The sequence below is a fragment of the 'Camptotheca acuminata' phytoplasma genome (assembly GCF_041276565.1).
Classification (GTDB): Bacteria; Bacillota_I; Bacilli_A; order Acholeplasmatales; family Acholeplasmataceae; genus Phytoplasma.
In genome coordinates, this window is the sequence record NZ_JBGGGR010000028.1 from 1 (window position 1) to 2,376 (window position 2,376).

A 2,376-nucleotide genomic window follows, 5' to 3' on the forward strand; every position below is an offset into this window, starting at 1 on the left:
CAAGAAGCGAAACAAATCATGACTAATAATAAACCTCTATTAGAAAAAATAGTTACTTTATTATTAGAACAAGAAACAATCACGAAAGAAGAAATAGATAAATTATTAGAAAGTAAAAAACTAAATAAAAAAACGACTATTAAACAGTCGTTTTTTTTCTTTAAATATTTTTTTAAAAAATTATTAGTTAAAAAAATAAAAATATAAACAAAGTATTTTTTCAAATTGAAGTTTGAAATATATCTCGCTATACGAATCTCAGACAAAATTAATTAAAAATATATTATTTTAAAAATTAACATTCTCATTTAGTCTTTTTTTATTTTTTACAATAATTCAATTAATTGATTTTATCTTTTATGAAAATTAAATTTTTAAAGTATTATTTGTATTTTATAAAAAATTAGAAAAAATAAAAAAATTATAAAGATTTTATTTTTTTTGAATCAAAATCTTATTAGAGAATTAAAACAAACAGAAATTAACATTATTTTAAAAAAATATTCTTTTATTCAAACTCGTCTTGTGGGACCAGAAACAAAGAAACAATTTGAGTTCAAAGTTTTAACAAAAGTTGTATATAAATATCGTTATAAAGTTAGGGGAACAGATACGTCGCGAATTATCGGACTAAGATTCGAAAATAAATTTTATATAATCGCTTTTTATTTCAAAAACAAAATTCAAAATATTTTATAAATTTGTTTATAATATAAAAACATATAACAAAAAAAACAATTTTAAAAAAATTTGAATTCTTTATAAATTTATATTGTTGATATTATAACAACGCTGAAAATAATTTTCATTTTAAAGTCAAATTATTTATTTCTTATTTTATGGAATGTTTTTTTAATAAAATTAATAAAATTAATAAAATTAATAAAATTAATAAAATTAATAAAATTAATAAAATTAATAAAATTAATAAAATTAATAAAATTAATAAAATTAATAAAATTAATAAAATTATATTTTTGAAAATAGTTTATGATATCTCAAAATATAAATAAAAAAAGATTAAATAAAAATAAAAAGAGGATCAGAAAATGAAAATAATAGTGATTGAGGGTATTGATGGTAGTGGTAAAACCACTTTAATTCAACATTTAACTGAAAAATTGAAGGAATTAAAAAAACCTTTTCAAGTGTTTCAAGGATTAGGGAGTAGTTCTGTTGGGCTCCAAATTAAAGAACTTTTTATCAACGGTCCGACATTATCTTATGAGACTCGTTTTCACTTGGCGTTAGCTAATATGGCTCAAATTCAAAAAGAGAACATAAATCCTTATTTTAAGACAGACACAATTGTTATTTTGGATCGTTGGTTTCCTTCTACTTTCGCTTATCAAATTTTCCCTTATTTGGAGCATCCTCAAAAACAAAAACAGATTTTGTATTTACAAAAAATTTTGGATTTGGTAGTTACGCGTTCTATTGAAGTTCGTGATCCTCAGTCTTTTCAGTTTCTCTTAGATATCGAACCTGAAAAGGCTCTTCAAAGAAAACAAACTCAAATGAATCATCAACCAGACTGGATCGAAAATCAACCTATATCGCATTTTAATTTGATTCGTCAAGGTTATCTTCATTTTTTTCAGTTTTATCGAATCCCAAACAGAACTATTTTAAAAGGTGATGATTCTTTAGAAAAGAATAGTCAAATTATTCTTCAAAAATTAAAATTAAAGTAAAAATGATAATCAAAAGAAATAAAATTTATATTTATTTTTGTTTTGTTTTTAAATTATCAGTTTAAAAACCAGTATATTAAATATAATTTTTATTCCATATAAAGTTCATCATTAAAAATATCATTCAAAAAAGAATAATTTTAAAAATATATTTTATTTAAAAAAATTTTAAAAAACAACCTCAATAAATACTATATTTATCGGTTAAAGGGATATTTGAAATATTAAACAATTGCAAATTTAAGATAAAATCGATAAATTATTAAAAGGAGATTATAAAAAATTAAAAAAAGTAATGAAATAATATAAAATCTTTTTATATTTATATTAATATATGAATAAAATATTGTTATTTTATTATAAATTCTTTTTTTATATTTTTTATTTATTCAATTAAAAGTAATGTAAAAAAATTTTTTCACTGAAAAAATAATCTTATTATAAATAAAATTATCTTCTTTTATTTTTTTATTTAAGCTTGTTATTTTTTTGTTTTATTTGTTGTAAAAATCAAAGAATTTCCATTTTTTATATTGTCTTTTTTATTGTAAAATGGACTATTTTTTGATTTTTTTTTTTTTTATCAAATAAAATTTCTTAAATTGTTTAATAAAAAAATGATATTATATTATTGTATTTATAAAATTCTTTTTTTTACTAAAAAAAAGAATAATTTTTTAAA

3 protein-coding genes are annotated in these 2,376 nt (G+C 18.4%); all 3 read left to right on the plus strand.

Going from position 1 to position 2,376, the window contains the following annotated elements; all coding sequences use genetic code 11:
* On the plus strand, positions 1–207 hold a 207-nt coding region (locus AB6A63_RS01945; RefSeq protein WP_370431011.1), incomplete at its 5' end, for a hypothetical protein.
* A 234-nt stretch (positions 208–441) separates the two neighbouring features.
* Positions 442–699, plus strand: coding sequence for a hypothetical protein (locus tag AB6A63_RS01950; protein WP_370431012.1), 258 nt, complete (start codon positions 442–444; stop codon positions 697–699).
* A 350-nt stretch (positions 700–1,049) separates the two neighbouring features.
* The gene (locus AB6A63_RS01955) at positions 1,050–1,694 is read left to right on the plus strand and encodes a dTMP kinase (RefSeq protein ID WP_370431013.1); all 645 of its coding nucleotides are present in this window, start codon (positions 1,050–1,052) and stop codon (positions 1,692–1,694) included.
* Positions 1,695–2,376: the final 682 nt, after the last annotated feature.

Excerpts from the sequence above, each read along its gene's own strand:
- AB6A63_RS01955 (WP_370431013.1), top strand. The coding sequence starts at position 1,050 with ATGAAAATAATAGTGATTGAGGGTATTGATGGTAGTGGTAAAACCACT.